Origin of the sequence: Devosia sp. Root436 (assembly GCF_001426345.1) — a bacterium.
Classification (GTDB): domain Bacteria; phylum Pseudomonadota; class Alphaproteobacteria; order Rhizobiales; family Devosiaceae; genus Devosia.
The window spans coordinates 253,391-268,014 of the sequence record NZ_LMEM01000010.1 but is presented as its reverse complement, the minus strand read 5'-3'; the positions used below and the strand labels follow the sequence as shown (position 1 = coordinate 268,014).

Below are 14,624 nucleotides of genomic sequence, written 5' to 3'. Positions count from 1 at the left end.
GACAGTGTGGAAAACATCGTCGCCATGCTGATCCTCGCCTCGCAAAGCGCCACCCGCAAAGCCTTGCTGGAACAGGCCGGATTGCGGTTTGCCACCGCGCCGGCCCACCTGGATGAACACGTGCTCGAAGACGCCGTGCTGGCGGCTGGCGGCGATGGGCGCGACGTGGCCTTGCTGCTGGCCGAAAAGAAGGCTGCCGCTGTTGCCGCCAGTCATCCCGGCGCCATCGTGATCGGCGCCGACCAGACGTTGAGCCTGGGGACCGCGCTTTTGCACAAGCCGACCGACCGCGCCGCGGCAACCGCCCAGCTCGACCATCTGCGCGGCAAGACCCATCGCCTGCATGCCGCCGTGGCTTTGGTCCGCGACGGCGTATTGCTGTGGTCGGGCGTCGAGACGGCGGAGCTGACACTGCGCGAATTCACGGTCCAGGAGCGTGACGACGTGCTGGAACGTGAAGGCGATGCAATCCTGGCCTCGGTTGGCGGCTATCGGCTCGAAGGCCCGTCCATAAGGCTGTTCGAAACCGTTACCGGCGACTATTTCACCATTCTGGGCTTGCCGCTGTTGCCATTGCTGGCCGCTCTGCGCGCCCTCGCTCCCGAGACCCTCAATTGACCACCAAAGCCTTCGTCATCGGCCATCCGATCAATCATTCCCGCTCCCCGCTGATCCACGGCGCCTGGCTGGCCGAGCATGGCATCGACGGCAGCTATGAGGCGATCGATGTGGCGCCAGCCGACTTGCCGGCGTTCTTCGAGCGGCTGCGCCAAGGCGAATTTGCCGGCGGCAATGTCACCATTCCGCATAAGGAAGCCGTGTTTGCCCTCTGCGACGCGGTCGATCCGCTGGCGCGAAAAATCGGCGCGGTGAATACGCTGGTCGTGCGGTCAGGCAAGGTTTTCGGCAGCAATACCGACTATCTCGGTTTTCTCGGCAATCTCGATGCGGCCATGCCCGGCTGGTCCGACGGCCCCGATGACGCCATGGTGATTGGGGCCGGCGGCGCCGCAAGGGCGGTGCTGGTGGCCCTGCAGCGCCGGAACGGCGGCAAGGTGCATATCCTCAACCGGACCCTGGCCAATGCCCAGGCACTGGTCGACGATATCGAGGGACCGTTTTCCGCGCACAGCTTCGAGGCCTTCGCCGAACTGGCGCCGCGCAACGGCATTGTCATCAACACCACCTCCATAGGCATGCATGGCACGCGCTTCGACTGGCTCGATTTTTCCCTGCTGCCGGAACGGACGCTGGTGACCGATATCGTCTATGTGCCGCTGGTGACCCCGCTTTTGGCCGAAGCTCAGGCGCATGGCTTCCGGACCGTCGATGGCCTGGGCATGCTGCTGCATCAGGCGGTGCCCGGCTTCGAGGCCTGGTTCGGCGTGCGCCCCGCGGTGACGCCGGACTTGCGCGCCCGCATCGAAGCGACATTGGGGCATTGAGCATGTGGCGCATCGGCATGACCGGCTCCATCGCTACGGGAAAATCCACCGTGCTGCGGGCCTTTGCCGAGCTGGGCGTGCCGGTCTTTTCCGCCGATGAGGCGGTGGCCGAACTCTATGAGGGCGAGGCTTTGGCGCCGGTGGAAGCACTTTTCCCCGGAGTTACCACTGACGGTAGGATCGACAGAAGCCTATTGTCGCAACGGCTTGCGGCCGATCCCGCCGCGTTCAGGCGGCTCGAAGCGGTGGTCCATCCCCTGGTGCGCGCCCGCATTGCCCGTTTCATGGACGAGGCCGAGGCGGCGGGTCATGCGCTGGCCGTGGTGGAAGTGCCTTTGCTGTTCGAGAGTGGCTATGACTACGGCTTCGACGCCGTGGGCGTGACTTGGGTCGATGAACCTATTCAACGGCAACGCGCGCTGGCCCGGCCGGGAATGACCGGGGGAAAGTTGGAAACCATCCTTGCCCGGCAGATGCCGCAGGCCGAAAAGAAGGCTCGCGCCAACTATCTGTTCGATACCGGCCAGCCGCTCGAAGAGACGGTGGGCCAGGTCGCCGCATTGGTGGCCAATATCCGAGCCCAAGGTCCAGAACAATGAATCGCGAGATCGTTCTCGATACCGAAACCACCGGCCTGTCGCCTGCCATGGGCGATAGGCTGGTCGAGATCGGCTGCGTGGAACTGATCAACCACATTCCCTCGGGCCGGCACTATCACGTCTATATCAATCCGCAGCGCGCCATGCCCGAAGAGGCGTTTCGCGTGCATGGGCTGAGCGACGAATTCCTGGCCGACAAGCCCCTCTTCAAGGCGGTGGCGCAGGATTTTCGCGATTTCCTCGGCGATGCGCGGCTGATCATCCACAACGCGCCCTTCGACATGGGCTTCCTCAATGCCGAACTGGAGCGTGCCGGCCAGCGCCCCCTGAGCAATGATGTCATCGATACGGTGATGCTGGCACGCGACAAGCATCCGGGCGCCCGCGTCAGCCTCGATGCCTTGTGCAAGCATTACGGCATCGACAATTCCCGCCGGACCCTGCATGGCGCGCTGCTCGACAGCGAAATCCTGGCCGAAGTCTATCTCGAACTGATCGGCGGCAAGCAGGTGAGCCTGGCGCTGATCGCCGAGGTCACCGTTTCGGGCGCCGATGCCATCGCTACCCGCACCATTGCGCCGCGCCGGCCGGTGGCCCTGCCCTCCCGGCTCAGCCAGGGTGAAATCGCCGCGCATGCAGCGCTGGTGGCAACGCTGGGCGCGGATTCCGTCTGGGCGCAATATGCGCCCGAAACCGGCGTGGCCGCGGAATAAGAAAAAGCCCCGCTTTGGGCGGGGCTTCCTGGGTCTTGCAGTTGACCTCATCCTGAGGCTGTTGTGGGATCTCAGTTCGGCTTGTCGGTCTCGGCAGCTGCGGCGGTCAGCGGCGCGGCGCCCTGCTGGGCGGCGAGCTTGGCCAGGTTCTGCCGGTAGATGGCGGCGAAATCGACCGGTTCCATCATCAGCGGCGGGAAGCCGCCCTGCTGTGTGGTCGAGGCCAGCACCTGGCGCGCGAACGGGAAGATCAGCCGCGGGCATTCGATCATCAGCAACTGGCTGAGCTGGTTTTCCGGCACGTTCTTGAGGCGGAACACGCCGCCATAGACCAGTTCCACGTTGAACAGAATGGTCTCTTCGCGGTTGGCCTTGGCGTTGAGCGTCAGCTCCACCGCATAGATATCGTCGGCCTGCTTCTTGACGCCCACCGAAATGGAGACGTTGAAGGCCGGATTGCCGCTGCCGGCCATGATCGAGCTGGGTGCGCCCGGATTTTCGAAGCTGAGGTCGCGGATATATTGGCCCACCAGGTTCATCGAGGGCAGGTTTGCCGGGTTCGGCACCGCGCCGCCCTGGGTTTCATCAGCCATGCTGCAAGTCCTTCACGAGCAAGAGTGTTGGTGGGGTGGCTAGCATCTTTGCCGGGAAGCGACAAGGCTGGCCGCCTAGCGGGGACGGTAGTCGTCCTCGTCGAGATCGATCGTGCCGTCGCCGCCCAGCCGCGGCCCGTCCCAGTCGGGCGGCGGCCGGTAGCCGGCCACATCGACCACGCTCACCCGGCTGGCCAGCGCCGCATAGATCCAGCCGCGCACCGGCGGCAGCAGCAAAGCCAGCGCCACCAGATCGCTCAGGAAGCCCGGCAGCACCAGGAACAGAGCCGCCAGCCCGATCATCATCGCATCGGCAATGGTGCGGCCCGGCATGCGGCCGGTATTGACGTTGTCGCGCAGCTGGGTGAGCACCGAAAGACCCTGCTGGCGCAGCAGCAAACCGCCCAGAATGGCGGCGCCGATGATCAGCGCCAGCGTCGGCAACAGGCCGATCACCTGCCCGACCTTGATGAATATGGCGATCTCGATGATCGGCAGGGCAATGAGCCCGAGGGCGAAAAATCGTGCCAAGGTCTGGGTTTCCTTCTTTCTGTCCCTGCGGCAAAACGCATTCTCGCCCCAACGTGAACTGGTTTTGGGGTGAGGCTTTGCCTATATATAGGCTTCAATGTTGCGCTCAACGAGCGCTGTAGCGTCGATTTTCTCCGGCGCGTTTCGGTAAGGTGCATTGCGCAATGGATGAATTCTTCGATCTGCCGACCCTCATCGTGATTGCCGTGGCGGTCTTCGTACTGTTCCGCCTGCGCTCGGTGCTGGGCACAAGGACCGGCAATGAGCGCCCGCCGATGGAGCGGCGCAAGCCGGCAACGGCCGAGGCCGCCGAGGAAACCGTGGTGCCCCTGCGGCCGCGCGGCACCGGCGCGCCCGATCTCGACGACGAACGCCGCGCCCGCAAGACCGAGGCCGAAATCGAGCAATTCTCCCATGGCGACGCCGATCTTGCCGCCGGCTTCAAGGCGGTGGTCGAGGCCGATCCAAGCTTCACCCCCAAGAGCTTCCTCGATGGCGCCAAGCAGGCCTATGAGATGGTGGTGACCGCCTATGCTGCGGGCGACCGCGCCATGCTGAAGAACCTGCTGGAAAAGGAAGTCTTCGACGGCTTCCAGCGCGCCATTGCCGAGCGCGAAGCGGCCGGCCAGAGCGTGGATTTCACCTTTGTCGGCCTGCCCAAGGTGGAAATTTCCGAAGCCGAATACGACAAGAAGAACGTGCTGGTCACCGTGCGCTTCCATGCCGAAGTGGTGTCGGCCACTCGTGACAAGGATGGCAACCTGGTGGATGGCAATGCCGACCAGGTCCAGACTATTGCCGACGAATGGACCTTTGCGCGCAACCCCAAGTCGCGCGATCCCAACTGGAAGGTCGTCACGACCAGCCAGCTCGACTGATCGCATCGGGGCAAGTATCGGGCGCATTGCAATGTCCAAGCGTGATCCCAGACGCCTGCCCCATGATTTCCACCTATGGACATCGGTGGCCTCCACGGTCGATCCGCTGCGGCGCAAGGGCCTGTTGAAATTCGTCGCCGTTCCCCTGCCGTTGCCGGCGGAGGAGCCGCTGCCCGTCGCGGTGACCACCAAGGCGCCACCCAAGCGGCAGCCGCCGCGAAAGCCCTTCCTGCCGCCCTACCAGGCGCCCCTGCCCTCGGCTGCATTGCCGGATAAGGCGGTGGACCCGGCCATTCGCCGCAAGGTCGGCCGCGGCCGTATCGAGATCGACGGGCGCATCGACCTGCATGGCATGAGCCAGACCGAAGCCCGCTCGGCTTTGCATTATTTCATCCATGCCCGCTTCAGCCGCGGCGACCGCACCGTGCTTGTTATCACCGGCAAGGGCGTCAAGACCGACAATGACTATGTCGCCGCCATGACCGAACGCGGGGTCTTACGCACCATGCTGCCGATCTGGCTCAACGAGCCGAGTCTCGCACCCATGGTGTCGGGTTGGAGCGTGGCGGCGCGCGGCCATGGCGGGGAGGGGGCGTGGTATGTGCGCCTGCGCCGCGCATGACCCCATTGGGCGCAAAAATCCGTGAGTTGCGCCAGGCGCGCGGTATCTCGCTCAAGGAAATGGCGGCGGCGCTCAATGTGTCGAGCGCCTATCTCTCGGCCCTGGAACACGGCAAGCGCGGCCGTCCCACCGGCTTCCTGCTGCATCGCATGATCGCCTTCTTCAACGTCATCTGGGACGAGGCCGAAGAACTGCAGCGCCTGGCCGAGATGAGCGACCCCAAGGTCACCATCGACACCGGCGGGTTGTTGCCCGAGGCCACGGAACTGACCAATCGGCTGGCGGCCGATATCGCCAAGCTCGATGCGGATGATCTGCGGTTTCTGCGCGATGAAGTGGTACGACGGAGCGGGAAGAAACGCTGAATCTTCAGTCGTCTCCCTCCCCTTGCGGGGAGGGATCGAGGGTGGGCTGCCCCGAATATCGCGGCTCCCAACACCCCCTCCCCGTCAAGGGCGGGGGCCGCTCCGTGAGTGTGGTCGGATCGTGCCCTACAGCACGAACTTGCTCAAGTCCGTATCCGCCGCCAGCACGCCGACCTTCTCGGCGACAAACGCCGCATCGATGGTGATGGTCTGGCCCTGCTTGTCGGGGGCTTCGAAGCTGATGTCTTCCACCAGCCGCTCCATCACCGTCTGCAACCGCCGCGCGCCGATATTCTCGACCGAATTGTTGACCTTGACCGCCGCATCGGCGATCGCCTCGATGGCGTCCGTGGTGAAGTCCAGCGTCACGCCCTCGGTGCCCATCAGCGCCACATATTGCTTGATCAGGCTTGCTTCGGTGTCATTGAGGATCTGGATGAAATCCTCGCGGGTCAGGGCTTTGAGCTCGACGCGGATCGGCAAGCGGCCCTGCAGCTCCGGCAGCAGGTCGCTGGGCTTGCTCACATGGAAGGCGCCCGAGGCGATAAACAGGATATGGTCGGTATTGACCGGGCCATATTTGGTCGAAACCGTGGTGCCCTCGATCAGCGGCAACAAGTCGCGCTGCACGCCTTCGCGCGACGGCCCGCCCTGCGCCCCGCCTTCGCGATGGGCCACCTTGTCGATCTCGTCGATGAAGACGATGCCATGGTTTTCCACCAGCTCGATGGCTTCGGCCTTGAGCTGCTCCTGGTCGAGCAGCTTATCGGCTTCCTCGGCGATCAGCGGCTCATAGGCATCCTTGACCTTGATCTTGCGCTTCACCCCGCGCCCGCCCATGGCCTGCTTGAACATGTCTGAAAGGTTGATCATGCCAATGCCGCCATTGGGCATGCCGGGAATTTCGAATCCGCCCGTGCCGGTGGACGGCGTCATCTCGATTTCGATCTCGCTGTCGTCAAGCTCGTTGTTGCGCAGCTTCTTGCGGAAAGAGTCGCGCGTGGAGGGCGCCGCCGAATTGCCCACCAGCGCGTCGAGCACGCGGTTCTCGGCATTGGCATGGGCCTGCGCCTGCACATCGGCCCGGCGCTTGTCGCGCAGCACGGCAATGCCGGCTTCCACCAGGTCACGGATGATCTGCTCCACGTCGCGGCCGACATAGCCGACCTCGGTGAACTTGGTGGCTTCCACCTTGATGAAGGGCGCCTGGGCGAGACGGGCCAGCCGCCGGGAAATCTCGGTCTTGCCGACGCCGGTCGGTCCGATCATCAGGATATTTTTGGGGCTCACCTCGCGGCGCAGCTCGGGGGGGAGCTGCTGCCGGCGCCAGCGATTGCGCAGGGCCACGGCCACTGCGCGCTTGGCGTCATGCTGGCCGACAATATTGCGGTCGAGCTCGCTCACGATTTCGCGCGGGGAAAAATTGGTCTCAGACATTTTCGTTCTTTCCTGGTGCCTCATCGAGGAAGCGCACCATCATGTGTTCGTCGACATAGCGACCGTTCACGTAAAGGCAGCGGGGATCGGTGCCGTAGGTCTTGAAACCCGCCTTTTCATATAGCCGGATAGCGGGTGCATTGTGGGCACCCACCATCAGGTGGAGCTGGATCACTTCGCTCCTGGCATGCTCGACCGCCGCTTCGATCATCGCCAGCGCGGCGCCTGTACCCCGCATGGCGGGCTTTACATAGACCTGCAGCAGCCAACCGCGATGGCTCTCGCGTTCGCCCTGGTCGCGGTCATAGACCACGATCCCTGCCAGTTCATTGGCCGCTGTCACCACGCCGAAGACGGCCCGCCGGCTGAGGAAATCCTCGATCTCCTGGCGCGGCCGGGCGGCAAAACTCTCCGCCGACGTGCCGTAGGATTCGGGATAGTCGCGCAAGGCTTCCAGCCGGATCGCCAGATAGGCGTCGAAATCGTGCCGGGTCAGCCGGCGGATCGACCAGGTCACGCGTCCAGCTCGATGGTTTCAACCGTCACATTGCCATTGGTATAGACGCAGATCTCTTCGGCGATCTTCATGGCGCGGCGGGCGATATCCTCGGCATCGAGCTCGGTCGCCTGATGCAGGGCCAAGGCCGCCGAATGGGCATAATTGCCGCCCGAGCCGATGGCGATGACGCCGTGATCGGGCGTCAGCACGTCGCCCGTGCCGGTCAGCACCAGCGTATCGGTCTTGTCGGCCACGATCATCATGGCTTCGAGCTTGCGCAGGTAGCGATCGGTACGCCAGTCCTTGGCCAGCTCGACCGCGGCGCGCATCAACTGGTCGGGATACTGCTCAAGTTTTGTCTCCAGCCGCTCAAAAAGGGTGAAGGCGTCCGCGGTGGAGCCGGCAAAGCCGCCGATCACCTTGCCACCGGCCAGGCGCCGGACTTTCTTGGCCGTATGCTTCATCACCGTCTGGCCCATGGAAACCTGGCCATCGCCAGCCACCACGACCTTGTTGCCCTTGCGCACGGAAACGATCGTCGTCCCGTGCCACCCGGGGAAGTTGTTGTCACTCATTTGGGGAGGTACTCCAGAACTGTTGGTTGATATTTAGGCGGCAATGGCGGGATTGCAATGCGACGACTGATTTGCTCCTGCCCAACCCCACCCACCGTGTCACCCCGGCCTTGAGCCGGGGTGACATCGTGGTTGGAGCGAGGTGAGCGACTTCAACGCAATCTTTATGCGTTTGCGCATAAGTGCTACTGACGCCCCGACCCCGGAGACCGCCATGCGCACCGCAACCATCGTCCGCAAGACCAATGAGACCGAGATTTCCGTCTCGGTGAATCTCGACGGGTCAGGCACGCACAAGATGGCGACCGGCATCGGCTTCCTCGATCACATGCTCGACCAGCTCAGCCGCCACTCGCTCATCGACATGGATGTTACCTGCAAGGGTGACCTGCACATCGACTTCCACCACACGGCGGAAGACGTCGGCATTGCCTTGGGCCAGGCCGTGCTCAAGGCGCTGGGCGACAAGAAGGGCATCCGCCGCTATGCCTCGGCCGACCTGCCGATGGACGGCACGCTGACCCGTGCCGCGCTGGATGTTTCCGGCCGGCCCTTCCTGGTCTTCCGGGCCGAATTTTCCCGCGACAAGGTCGGCGAAATGGATACCGAGCTGTTCCGCGAATTCTTCCAGGCCTTCGCCATGAATGCCGGCATCACGCTGCATATCGAGAATTTCTACACCGACAATAATCACCACCTGGCCGAGTCCATGTTCAAGGCCGTGGCCCGCGCTCTGCGCGAGGCGGTGGAGATCGACCCGCGGGCCGGCGATCGGGTACCGAGCACCAAGGGCACGCTCTAGGCTTTCGTTTTCCGCGCGTTTGCACTAATCCACCTCCAAGCACGGTGTCACCCCGGCGAAGGCCGGGGTCCATCCTGAGATCTCGAGATGGATTCCGGCCTTCGCCGGAATCACATCGCGTATTTTGGAGCGTCAGGTGACCCTCTACGCCATTTTCGATCCCAAGCCCGGCAAGCCCGATCTGCCTGCGGCCGTGCCCGAGACATTCTCGTGGCTCGCCGCGATCCTGCCGCCTGTTTTCCTGCTGAGGCACGGCCTCTGGCTCGAACTGGTCGCCTGGATGCTGAAAGTGGTGGCGCTTGTCATGCTGTCGCGCGTCATCGGCGATGGCGCTGCATTCCTGCTCTATGTCCTCGCCGCCATCTGGCTCGGTCTTGCCGCACCCGGCCTGCGCCGGCATGCTCTGCAATGGCGCGGCTGGACGCTTCGCGGCGCGCGCATCGCCCCCAGCGCCGACCTGGCGCAGCTGGAGGCTTTGCCATGAGCCTCGTGACCATCATCGACTATGGCGCCGGCAACCTGCACTCGGCCGCCAAGGCTTTCGAGCGCATGGCCGATGGGTTGGGCGGCATCGGTATCGAAGTTACCTCAGACCCGGAGCGCGTTCGCCTGGCCGACCGCATCATGCTGCCCGGTGTCGGCGCCTTCGCCGATTGCAAGGCGGGGCTCGATGCGGTTGCCGGCATGGTCGAGGTGCTGGAGGAGCGCGTCATCCGGGGCGGCGTGCCCTTCCTGGGCGTCTGTGTCGGCATGCAACTGATGGCATCAGAAGGCCGCGAGAAAGTCGTGACTCCCGGTCTCGGCTGGATTCCCGGTGCGGTTGAGAAGATCGCGCCATCCGATCCGGCGCTGAAAATCCCGCATATGGGCTGGAACACCATTTCCATAACCCGCCCGCATCCCCTCTTTGCCGGCATCCCTGACGGTCCCGATGGGCTTCATGCCTATTTCGTCCATTCCTATCACCTGGTGACGGAGAGCGCCGATACGCTGCTGGCGACCACCGACTATGGCGGGCAGGTCACCGCCTGCGTCGGCCGCGACAACATGTTCGGCACCCAGTTCCACCCGGAAAAGAGCCAGGCGCTGGGACTACGACTGATCGAGAATTTCCTGAGGTGGACGCCGTGATCCTTTTCCCCGCCATCGACCTCAAGGACGGCCAATGCGTGCGCCTCAAGCTGGGCGACATGGATCAGGCCACCGTGTTCAACGACGATCCGGCCGCGCAGGCCAAGGTATTCGAGGATCAGGGGTTTGAGTATCTCCACGTTGTCGACCTCAACGGCGCCTTTGTCGGCGAGAGCGTCAATGGCGCGGCGGTGGATTCCATCCTCAAGGCGGTGAAATTCCCGGTGCAGCTCGGCGGCGGCATCCGGACCCTCGCCCATATCGAAAGCTGGCTCGACAAGGGTCTGGCCCGCGTCATTCTCGGTACGGTTGCCGTGCGCGATCCGGCTTTGGTGAAAGAGGCCGCGAAACAGTGGCCCGGCCAGGTCGCCGTCGGCATCGATGCGCGCAAGGGCATGGTGGCGGTGGAAGGCTGGGCCGAGACGTCCGAACTGTCGGTCATCGAGCTGGCCAAGCGCTTCGAGGGCGCCGGGGTTGCGGCCATCATCTATACCGATATCGACCGCGACGGCGTGCTGGCAGGCATCAACTGGGACTCGACGCTGGAGCTGGCCCGCGCCACATCCATCCCAGTCATCGCCTCCGGTGGGCTGGCCTCGATGGCTGATATCGAACGGCTCACCCGCCACGATGCCGCCGTGCTCGAAGGCGCGATTTCCGGCCGGGCGCTCTATGACGGGCGCATTGATTCACGTGAAGCACTCGCGCTGCTGAGGCAGGCGTCGCCCGCAGCGCAGCGAGGACGCGCAAATCAGGGAAGCCAGGCATGAGTTTGAAGACCCGCCTCATCCCCTGCCTTGATGTCATGGGCGGCCGTGTCGTCAAGGGCGTGCAATTTGTCGACCTGCGCGATGCCGGCGATCCGGTGGAAGCGGCCATCGCCTATGATGCGGCCGGCGCCGATGAGTTGACCTTCCTCGACATCACGGCGAGCCACGAAGGCCGCGACACGATTTTCGATGTGGTGGCGCGCACGGCAGAACATTGCTTCATGCCGGTGACGGTGGGCGGCGGCGTGCGGAGCATCGAGGATATCCGCAAGCTCCTCCTGGCCGGGGCCGACAAGGTGGCGATCAATTCTGCCGCGGTAAACGACCCCGATTTCATCTCCCGCGCTGCCGACAAGTTCGGCAACCAGTGTATTGTCGTCTCGGTCGATGCCAAGCAGCGGCTGGACCAGCGCGTGGGTGGCGATAACAGGTCCGAATGGGAAATCTTCACCCATGGCGGCCGCAAGGCCTCCGGGCTCGACGCGGTGGAATTTGCCGTGGCCATGGTCGAGCGTGGTGCCGGCGAATTGCTGGTGACCTCGATGGACCGCGACGGCACCAAGTCGGGCTTCGACCTCAAGCTGACCCGCGCCATATCAGATGCGGTGGAAGTGCCGGTCATCGCCTCGGGCGGTGTCGGCAGCCTGCAGGACCTGGTCGATGGCGTGAAAGAGGGGCATGCCAGCGCCGTGCTGGCGGCCTCGATTTTCCATTTCGGCACTTTCACCCTTCCCCAGGCCAAGGCCTATATGCGCGACCATGGCGTGGCCGTGCGCATGGACGGGGTGGCTTAGTTCCCTCACGCGGTCATTCCCGCGAAAGCGGGAATCCCCCTTTAGTCGGCCAAGGGAGATTCCCGCTTTCGCGGGAATGACGCAGCGGGTAAAGCCGTGATAGCGGAAGGATGACCGTCGAATGACCCTGGAAGACCTCGAAGCCCGCATTGCCAGCCGTGCTGTCGCCTCGCCCGATGAGAGTTATACGGCAAATCTCATCTCCCGCGGCATGGAGAAATGCGCGCAGAAGCTGGGCGAGGAAGCCACCGAAGCTGTCATCGCGGCGGTGACCGGCAACCGGGCCGATCTGGTCAAGGAATCGGCGGATGTGCTCTATCACCTGCTGGTGGTGCTGCGCGCCGCCAATGTCCCCCTTGCCGAAGTGATGGCCGAGCTCGATAGCCGCACCGCCCAGTCCGGCCTCGCCGAAAAGGCCGCGCGCAAGGATAGGTTCTGATGGCCAAGCGTCCGCCGGTCCTCGCGCCCTATCACCGCTTCACCAAGGCGCAGTGGAGCGCCCTGCGCGACGGCCAGCCCATGACGCTGGATGCCGCCGATATCGAGCGCCTGCGCACGCTCAGCGATCCCATTTCGCTGCAGGAGGCCGAAGAGGTCTACCTGCCGCTGACGCGGCTTCTCTCCTATTATGTCGAGGCCGTGCAGGGCCTGCATAACGTTTCCACGCGCTTCCTCGATACACCCGACCAGAAGGTGCCCTTCATCATCGGCGTGGCGGGTTCGGTGGCGGTGGGCAAATCCACCACGGCGCGAATTCTGCAGGCCTTGCTGCAGCGCTGGCCGTCGAGCCCCAAGGTCGATCTGGTCACCACCGACGGGTTCCTCCATTCCAATGCGGTGCTGGCCGAACGCGGCATCATGGAGCGCAAGGGTTTTCCCGAAAGCTACGACCGGCCGCGCTTCGTACAATTCCTCGCCGATATCAAATCGGGCAAGTCCAATGTGCAGGCACCGGTCTATTCGCACCTGGTCTATGACGTCGTGCCCGGAAGCGAGGTCACCATCGACCGCCCGGATATCCTCATCGTCGAGGGGCTCAATATCCTGCAGCCCGGCGAACTGCCCAGGGACGGCAAGCCGATCCTCTTCGCTTCCGATTTCATGGACTTCTCGGTCTATATCGATGCCGACAATGACGATCTCGAAACCTGGTTCATGGAGCGCTTCTTCCGCCTGCGCGAGACGGCGTTCAAGGACCCCACCTCCTTCTTCCGCCGCTTCGCCGAAATGAGCGAGGCCGAAGCGGGCACCTTCGGGCGGATGGTGTGGAGGACGATCAACCTGCCCAACCTGGTGGAGAATGTGCTGCCGACGCGGGGACGGGCGGATTTGATCCTGAAAAAGGGCAAGAGCCATTTGATCGAGACGGTGCAGTTGCGAAGGGTTTAGAGGCCCCTTCCCCTCTCCCCTTGAGGGAGAGGGACGACCTGACGCGTTCAGCGGAAGGTCAGGGTGAGGGGTGCTGCGTTCAGGTATGCCAGAGGCGAAGAAAGAGACCCCTCATCCGCCCTTCGGGCACCCCGGATCAAGTCCGGGGCAGGCTCTTCTCCCTCAAGGGAAGGGAAGAAGCCTCAATACGTCCCCGGTTGCGGCTGGCTCAGGATGACCTGGTTGCCATCGCCATCCCTGAATTTCGCTGTCTTGAAGAAATCGCCCATCGCCTTCGATACGGGCTTCAGGTCTTGCAGGGCCAGCCGACCCAGTTCTTCGCCCAGGTCATCGACCACCAATGTCAGCGACGAGGCGCCGGCGCGGTCGGCATCGGTGAAGACCTGTACCCAGCCGCCACCGGCCAGCTTCCACTCCGCCACGTCCTTCATCGGCCGCGCATCGGGCGGGCGCCCGAACAGGCGCTCGTAGAAGTCGAGTGCCTCGGCAATATCGTCCACGGCGATACTGGCCAGCGCATTGGTGATGGTCAAATCAGCGTCCTTGGTTTTCGGTTCAACCTTCATCCTAGCATGATGACGGCAATGGGGCAGCGCTGTTGGCGTTTGGCCAAGGCGCTGCTATAGGGCAAACCGAATGCGGGAGAGCGTGATGGCGGAACTCAAGGTCGTGGTGGCGGGTGCCGGTGGGCGCATGGGCGCGGCCAATATCCGTGCCGTCGCCGCCCTTTCGGGGCTGGCATTGCACGGCGCCGTGGCAAAGCTCCATGCCGCCGTCGATCGCCCCGGCACGGCGGCCATCGGCCAGGATGCGGGGCTCTATGCCGGCATCGGCCCATTGGGCGTCGCCATTACCGACGATATCGACGTGGCTTTGGTTGGCGCCGATGCCATTATCGACTTCACCGCCCCGCAGGCCAGCGTCATCCTCGCCGCCAAGGCGGCAAAGCTCGGTCTCGTCCATGTCATCGGCACGACGGGGTGTTCAGAGGCCGACGACGCGGCCATTGCCGAGGCCGCCGCAGGCGGCGCCCGCGTGGTCAAGTCGGGCAACTTCTCCATGGGCGTCAGCGTGCTGGCCGATCTCGTGCGTAAGGCCGCGGCGGCGCTGGCCGAATACGACGTGGAAATCCTCGAGATGCACCATGCGCGCAAGGTCGATGCGCCCTCGGGCACGGCCCTGCTGCTGGGGGAAGCTGCCGCCGCGGGCCGCAATATCGCCTTGCGCGACCATTCCGTGCGCGTTCGCGACGGCCATACTGGCCCGCGCGAGGCCGGCACGATCGGCTTTGCCACTTTGCGCGGCGGAACCGTGGTCGGCGATCACTCGGTGATCCTGGCGGGCCCCTCCGAACGCATCGAGCTCAATCATCGCGCCGAGGATCGCGCCATCTTCGCCAATGGTGCCGCCCGCGCCGCGCTCTGGGCCGCCGGCCAGCCGGCCGGGCTCTATTCCATGACCGACGTGCTGGGGCTCTGAGC

General features: G+C 64.1%; 21 protein-coding genes. 15 read left to right on the top strand and 6 right to left on the bottom strand.

The genetic code is table 11. From position 1 onward, the window contains the following. Positions 1 to 15: 15 nt before the first annotated feature. Genes ASD04_RS10150 through dnaQ form a run of 4 tightly spaced genes read left to right on the top strand, consistent with a single transcriptional unit; the run spans position 16 to position 2,757 of the window. Positions 16 to 618, top strand: coding sequence for a Maf family protein (locus ASD04_RS10150; protein WP_156461210.1), 603 nt, complete (start codon positions 16 to 18; stop codon positions 616 to 618). Further along, on the top strand, positions 615 to 1,445 hold the full coding sequence (locus tag ASD04_RS10145; protein ID WP_082531134.1) for a shikimate dehydrogenase: 831 nt from the start codon (positions 615 to 617) through the stop codon (positions 1,443 to 1,445). The genes ASD04_RS10150 and ASD04_RS10145 overlap by 4 nt, the downstream gene beginning before the upstream one ends. A 2-nt stretch (positions 1,446 to 1,447) precedes the next feature. Continuing rightward, entirely contained in the window at positions 1,448 to 2,044 is a 597-nt protein-coding gene (coaE, locus tag ASD04_RS10140; protein WP_056256035.1) for a dephospho-CoA kinase, read from the top strand. Then, a complete protein-coding gene (dnaQ, locus tag ASD04_RS10135) occupies positions 2,041 to 2,757 on the top strand; it encodes a DNA polymerase III subunit epsilon (RefSeq protein WP_056256032.1) in 717 nt (238 codons plus the stop codon). Before coaE ends, dnaQ begins: the two co-directional genes overlap by 4 nt. A gap of 71 nt (positions 2,758 to 2,828) precedes the next feature. On the opposite strand, the gene secB is transcribed toward dnaQ, so the two are convergent. Both secB and ASD04_RS10125 read right to left on the bottom strand, forming a co-directional pair. Next, the gene (gene secB / locus ASD04_RS10130) at positions 2,829 to 3,350 is read right to left on the bottom strand and encodes a protein-export chaperone SecB (protein ID WP_056256030.1); all 522 of its coding nucleotides are present in this window, start codon (positions 3,348 to 3,350) and stop codon (positions 2,829 to 2,831) included. A gap of 75 nt (positions 3,351 to 3,425) precedes the next feature. Further along, complete coding sequence (locus ASD04_RS10125; protein WP_056256027.1) at positions 3,426 to 3,881, bottom strand: FxsA family protein; 456 nt, start codon at positions 3,879 to 3,881, stop codon at positions 3,426 to 3,428. 164 nt (positions 3,882 to 4,045) lie between these two features. Between ASD04_RS10125 and ASD04_RS10120 the strand changes: the two genes are divergently transcribed. Genes ASD04_RS10120 through ASD04_RS10110 form a run of 3 tightly spaced genes read left to right on the top strand, consistent with a single transcriptional unit; the run spans position 4,046 to position 5,746 of the window. After that, positions 4,046 to 4,759, top strand: coding sequence for a Tim44/TimA family putative adaptor protein (locus ASD04_RS10120; RefSeq protein WP_056256022.1), 714 nt, complete (start codon positions 4,046 to 4,048; stop codon positions 4,757 to 4,759). A 31-nt stretch (positions 4,760 to 4,790) separates the two neighbouring features. Next, positions 4,791 to 5,381, top strand: a complete 591-nt coding sequence (locus ASD04_RS10115) for a Smr/MutS family protein (protein WP_056256019.1) — start codon at positions 4,791 to 4,793, stop codon at positions 5,379 to 5,381. Then, positions 5,378 to 5,746 (top strand): helix-turn-helix transcriptional regulator, encoded by a 369-nt coding sequence (locus tag ASD04_RS10110; protein ID WP_056256016.1) that lies wholly within the window; start codon positions 5,378 to 5,380, stop codon positions 5,744 to 5,746. Before ASD04_RS10115 ends, ASD04_RS10110 begins: the two co-directional genes overlap by 4 nt. Positions 5,747 to 5,872: 126 nt before the next feature. On the opposite strand, the gene hslU is transcribed toward ASD04_RS10110, so the two are convergent. The 3 genes from hslU to hslV are packed head-to-tail and all read right to left on the bottom strand — an operon-like array spanning position 5,873 to position 8,257. Continuing rightward, positions 5,873 to 7,183, bottom strand: a complete 1,311-nt coding sequence (hslU, locus tag ASD04_RS10105) for an ATP-dependent protease ATPase subunit HslU (protein ID WP_056256014.1) — start codon at positions 7,181 to 7,183, stop codon at positions 5,873 to 5,875. Then, positions 7,176 to 7,700, bottom strand: a complete 525-nt coding sequence (locus ASD04_RS10100) for a GNAT family protein (RefSeq protein ID WP_056256011.1) — start codon at positions 7,698 to 7,700, stop codon at positions 7,176 to 7,178. Before ASD04_RS10100 ends, hslU begins: the two co-directional genes overlap by 8 nt. Continuing rightward, the gene (gene hslV / locus ASD04_RS10095; protein ID WP_056256010.1) at positions 7,697 to 8,257 is read right to left on the bottom strand and encodes an ATP-dependent protease subunit HslV; all 561 of its coding nucleotides are present in this window, start codon (positions 8,255 to 8,257) and stop codon (positions 7,697 to 7,699) included. Before hslV ends, ASD04_RS10100 begins: the two co-directional genes overlap by 4 nt. A 166-nt stretch (positions 8,258 to 8,423) precedes the next feature. On the opposite strand from hslV, the gene hisB reads away from it, so the two are divergent. From hisB to coaA, 7 genes are all read left to right on the top strand, one after another. Then, on the top strand, positions 8,424 to 9,059 hold the full coding sequence (hisB, locus tag ASD04_RS10090) for an imidazoleglycerol-phosphate dehydratase HisB (RefSeq protein WP_244488302.1): 636 nt from the start codon (positions 8,424 to 8,426) through the stop codon (positions 9,057 to 9,059). Between the two features lie 136 nt (positions 9,060 to 9,195). Then, on the top strand, positions 9,196 to 9,543 hold the full coding sequence (locus ASD04_RS10085; protein WP_056256004.1) for a DUF2628 domain-containing protein: 348 nt from the start codon (positions 9,196 to 9,198) through the stop codon (positions 9,541 to 9,543). Then, the gene (hisH, locus tag ASD04_RS10080) at positions 9,540 to 10,190 is read left to right on the top strand and encodes an imidazole glycerol phosphate synthase subunit HisH (RefSeq protein ID WP_056256002.1); all 651 of its coding nucleotides are present in this window, start codon (positions 9,540 to 9,542) and stop codon (positions 10,188 to 10,190) included. The genes ASD04_RS10085 and hisH overlap by 4 nt, the downstream gene beginning before the upstream one ends. Continuing rightward, positions 10,187 to 10,960 carry a 1-(5-phosphoribosyl)-5-[(5-phosphoribosylamino)methylideneamino]imidazole-4-carboxamide isomerase gene (hisA, locus tag ASD04_RS10075; protein ID WP_056256577.1) on the top strand — a complete coding sequence of 258 codons (774 nt, stop codon included), beginning with the start codon at positions 10,187 to 10,189 and terminating at the stop codon, positions 10,958 to 10,960. The genes hisH and hisA overlap by 4 nt, the downstream gene beginning before the upstream one ends. After that, complete coding sequence (gene hisF, locus ASD04_RS10070) at positions 10,957 to 11,754, top strand: imidazole glycerol phosphate synthase subunit HisF (protein ID WP_056255999.1); 798 nt, start codon at positions 10,957 to 10,959, stop codon at positions 11,752 to 11,754. The genes hisA and hisF overlap by 4 nt, the downstream gene beginning before the upstream one ends. A 121-nt stretch (positions 11,755 to 11,875) precedes the next feature. Beyond that, entirely contained in the window at positions 11,876 to 12,193 is a 318-nt protein-coding gene (locus ASD04_RS10065) for a phosphoribosyl-ATP diphosphatase (protein WP_056255996.1), read from the top strand. Continuing rightward, positions 12,193 to 13,143: a type I pantothenate kinase gene (coaA, locus tag ASD04_RS10060; RefSeq protein ID WP_056255994.1), complete on the top strand. Its 951-nt coding sequence runs from the start codon at positions 12,193 to 12,195 to the stop codon at positions 13,141 to 13,143. The genes ASD04_RS10065 and coaA overlap by 1 nt, the downstream gene beginning before the upstream one ends. Positions 13,144 to 13,325: 182 nt before the next feature. On the opposite strand, the gene ASD04_RS10055 is transcribed toward coaA, so the two are convergent. Beyond that, positions 13,326 to 13,676, bottom strand: coding sequence for a VOC family protein (locus tag ASD04_RS10055; protein ID WP_156461195.1), 351 nt, complete (start codon positions 13,674 to 13,676; stop codon positions 13,326 to 13,328). A gap of 118 nt (positions 13,677 to 13,794) precedes the next feature. Here ASD04_RS10055 and dapB point away from each other — a divergent pair, with 118 nt between their 5' ends. Beyond that, complete coding sequence (gene dapB / locus ASD04_RS10050) at positions 13,795 to 14,622, top strand: 4-hydroxy-tetrahydrodipicolinate reductase (protein WP_056255991.1); 828 nt, start codon at positions 13,795 to 13,797, stop codon at positions 14,620 to 14,622. Positions 14,623 to 14,624: the final 2 nt, after the last annotated feature.